Annotated in this window: 3 protein-coding genes; all 3 read right to left on the bottom strand. The window is 71.0% G+C overall.

Annotated features, from left to right (window positions below; translation table 11 throughout):
* Positions 1 to 87: 87 nt before the first annotated feature.
* Positions 88 to 1,644 carry an aldehyde dehydrogenase family protein gene (locus ACWD3I_RS49025; protein WP_365410670.1) on the bottom strand — a complete coding sequence of 519 codons (1,557 nt, stop codon included), beginning with the start codon at positions 1,642 to 1,644 and terminating at the stop codon, positions 88 to 90.
* 137 nt (positions 1,645 to 1,781) lie between these two features.
* On the bottom strand, positions 1,782 to 2,684 hold the full coding sequence (sucD, locus tag ACWD3I_RS49020; protein WP_365410667.1) for a succinate--CoA ligase subunit alpha: 903 nt from the start codon (positions 2,682 to 2,684) through the stop codon (positions 1,782 to 1,784).
* An 11-nt stretch (positions 2,685 to 2,695) separates the two neighbouring features.
* Positions 2,696 to 3,826, bottom strand: a complete 1,131-nt coding sequence (gene sucC / locus ACWD3I_RS49015; RefSeq protein WP_365410664.1) for an ADP-forming succinate--CoA ligase subunit beta — start codon at positions 3,824 to 3,826, stop codon at positions 2,696 to 2,698.
* Between the last annotated feature and the right edge of the window lie 186 nt (positions 3,827 to 4,012).

Genomic DNA, 4,012 nt, shown 5'->3' with positions numbered 1-4,012 from the left:
ATGATCGCCACCTCACTTGTACGTCGACGTCTGCACGCGATGTCCCGAGGGCGGCGCCCTTGCCCGGGCGCCGCCCTCGGCCGCCGGTCACGGCATGAGCTGGTACTCAGGGAAGTTCCCGGGCAGCCGCTCCCCCGCCGGGCCCTGCGTCACGGCGCGCACCAGCAGCTCGCCGCCGACGAAGGCGCCGTGCCAGGACGCGCCGAACCCGCCGAACAGTTCGTCGCGGTCGCCCCGCGAGCGGGGCTTGCCGTGGCCGACCTTGAACGCCCGGATCTGCGGGGCGAGCCGGTCGAAGGTGGACCGGTCGTCCGTGGACAGGGTGGCCACCAGCGCGCCGTTGGAGGCGTTCATCGCGGCCAGCAGCTCCGCCTCGGTGTCGACCAGGACGATGGTGTCGACCGGGCCGAACGGTTCCGCGTGGTGCAGCGGTGAGGACGGGGGCGGGTTGAGGAGCGTGACGGGCTGGACGTACGCCGAGGTGTCCTGGCCGGGCAGGAAGCGGGCGTCGCTCTCGCCGGCGCGGTGCAGGGGGACGGCGCCGCGGGCGATGGCCTCGGCGACCTGGTCGTGCAGGTCCTTCGCCTTGGCCGCGTTGATCACCGGGCCGAAGTCCAGTGCCGGGTAGGGGTCGTCGGCCCGGGCGACGGCGAGCGGGTGGCCGACCTTGAGCGTGCGCACCGCGGGGAGGTACGCGGCCAGGAAGTCGTCGAACAGCTCCCGCTGGACGACGAAGCGCGGGTACGCCGTGCAGCGCTGCTTGCCGTAGTCGAAGAGCTTGGGGATGACGGCGGTGAGGGCGTCCCAGTCCGAGTAGTTCCAGATACCCCAGGTGTTGAGCCCCTCCTGTTCGAGGACATGACGCTTGCCGAGGTCGGCGACGGCCGTGGCCACGGCGGCGCCGGTGTCGCGGCCGCCGACGAAGGAGACGCACCCGATCTCGGGCGCCCGTACCAGCGCCTCGGACAGCTCGCCCCCGCTGCCACTGACCAGAGTGACGGGGATCCCCTCGCGGGCGGCGAGCGCACAGGCCAGGGTAAGACAGGCGACACCGCCGTCGGTCGGGGTCTTGGCGATGACCGCGTTGCCCGCCAGGGCCTGGACCAGCATGGCGTGGACGAGCACGCTCATCGGATAGTTCCAGCTGGCGATGTTGGACACCGGGCCGTCCAGCGGAGCCCGCCCGGCGACCATCGGCTCGATGCCGTCGACGTACCAGCGCACTCCGTCGATGGCCCGGTCGACGTCCGCCTGGGCGAGCCGCCACGGCTTGCCGATCTCCCAGACGAGCAGCAGGGCGAGGAGTTCGCGGTGCTGTGCGAGGGAGTCGAGGGTGGCCGCGACGCGGGCTCGGCGCTCTTCGAGCGGGATGTGCCGCCAGGCGCGGTGCTGGTCGAGGGAGGCGCGGACGGCCTGGTGGGCGGTCTCGCGGTCCAGACGCGGCGGGCCGGCGATCGGGCTGCCGTCGACGGGGCTGGTGGCGGGCAGGGCCCGGCCGTCCGCCCGCCAGGCTGCGTTCCAGAGGTTGAGGACCCGGTCGTCCCGGAACGCCTCGGGGGCGGCCGCGAGACAGCGCCGCCAGGCGTCGTCCCAGGTGGTACCGGACTTCACCACGAGGGGGGTGGAGTTGAGGGTGGTTGTCATTGGGTGTCTCCGCTCTCGGTGCACAGTCGGGGGCGGGGGGTGCCTGGCATCCACGGAACGTTCTGCGGAACCGCGGAGGGCAGGTCCGTGCGACCAGTGGTCGCGTATACAGGGGAGGTACTCGGTGGCGCCGTCGATCACGCCTTGCGGGTCGCGTCGCGGTCGGCCGCCAGCAGGTCGAGCACGAGGCGGGCCGTCTCGGTCGGGGTGTCGCCGACCTTGACGCCGACCGCTTCCAGGGCTGCCTTCTTGGCCTGCGCCGTGCCCGAGGAACCGGACACGATGGCGCCCGCGTGTCCCATGGTCTTTCCCTCGGGCGCGGTGAATCCGGCGATGTAGCCGACGACGGGTTTGCCGACGTGCCGCTCGATGTAGGCGGCCGCGCGCTCCTCGGCGTCGCCGCCGATCTCCCCGATGAGCACGACGAGTTCGGTGTCGGGATCGTCCTGGAACGCGGCGAGGCAGTCGATGTGGGTGGTGCCGACGACGGGGTCGCCGCCGATGCCGACACAGGTCGTGAAGCCGATGTCGCGCAGCTCGTGCATGAGTTGGTAGGTGAGCGTGCCCGACTTGGAGACCAGGCCGATGCGTCCGGGTTTGGCGATGTCGGCCGGGATGATGCCCGCGTTGGACTGTCCGGGGGTGATCAGGCCCGGACAGTTGGGGCCGATGATCCGGGTGCCCTTCTCCTTCGCGTACGCGGTGAAGGCGACGGAGTCGTGGACGGGGATGCCCTCGGTGATGACGACGGCGAGTCCGATGCCGGCGTCGGCGGCTTCGATGACGGCCGCCTTGGCGAAGGCGGGCGGCACGAAAACGACGGCGACATCGGCTCCGGTCGACTGTATACCGTCGGCAACCGACCCGAAAACAGGTACGGCACGATCGTCGAAGTCGACGGTCCGGCCGGCCTTGCGCGGGTTGACGCCGCCGACGACGTTCGTGCCGGCCGCGAGCATGCGCCGGGTGTGCTTCATGCCCTCGCCGCCGGTCATGCCCTGGACGAGGACCTTGCTCTCCTTGGTGAGGTAGATCGCCATGTGCCGCCTCCTCAGGCTGTGTCGGCGAGTCGGGCGGCGCGGCGGGCGGCGCCGTCCATGGTGGTGGCCTGCTGGACCAGCGGATGGGCGTGCGCGTCGAGGACGGCGCGGCCGCGGACGGCGTTGTTGCCGTCGAGGCGAACGACGAGCGGCTTGGTCAACTGGACGGTTTCCAGGGCCCGTACGATGCCGTCGGCGACCGCGTCGCACGCGGTGATCCCGCCGAAGACGTTGACGAACACCGACTTCACCGCCGGGTCGGAGAGGATGACGGACAGCCCGTCGGCCATCACCTGGGCGGACGCGCCGCCTCCGATGTCGAGGAAGTTGGCCGGCCGGGCGCCGCAGCCGGCGACCACGTCGAGGGTCGCCATGACCAGCCCGGCGCCGTTGCCGATGATGCCGACCTCGCCGTCGAGCTTGACGTAGTTGAGGCCCTTCGCGGCCGCGGCCGCCTCCAGCGCGTCCCCGTGCTCCGCTTCCTCGACACCCCAACGGGCCTGGCGGAAGCGGGCGTTGTCGTCGAGTGTGACCTTGCCGTCGAGGGCGAGGATCTGTCCCTGCCGGGTGCGGACCAGCGGATTGACCTCGACGAGGACGGCGTCCTCGCGGACCAGCACCTGCCACAGCCGTACGAGGACGTCGACGGTCTGCGACGGGAGGCCGGCGGCCTCGGCGATCTCTCCCGCCTTGGCGGAGGTGACCCCTTCGGCCGGGTCGATGTGTATACGGGCGACCGCCTCCGGTCGACCGGCGGCGACCTCCTCTATCTCCATGCCGCCCTCGGCGGAGGCGATGGCGAGGAAGCGGCCCGCCGCGCGGTCGAGGACGTACGAGACGTAGAACTCGGCCTCGATGTCCACCGGTTGGGCCAGCATGACCTTGCCGACGGTGTGGCCCTTGATGTCCGTCCCGAGGATCCGACGTGCCGCCAGTTCCGCCGCGGCCGGGTCGGCCGCGAGCCGCACACCGCCGGCCTTGCCCCGCCCCCCGGTCTTGACCTGCGCCTTGACGACGGCGGGGCCACCCAGCCTGCGCGCGATCTCGCGCGCCTCCTTGGGTGAGTCGGTGACCTCCGCCCTCGGCACGAGGATGCCGTGTTCCTCGAAGAGCCCGCGGGCCTGGTGCTCGTACAGGTCCATGGTTCGGCTCCCGTCTCGATCGGGTCGCGTCTGAAAAGTGGTGCACGACCCCTGGACATCACCCACGGGATGCGGGATAACAATCTTCATACAGTATTCGTCGACTGTATGCAATCTACCAAGCACGGCTCAGGATCGGCGCCACCAGCACTCTCAAGGCAACGGACAAGCGAGGTGACCTGTGAC

Source organism: Streptomyces sp. NPDC002817 (assembly GCF_053592055.1).
The sequence above is the reverse complement of the archived record's forward strand: the minus strand, read 5'-3'. Positions and strand labels throughout refer to the sequence as shown.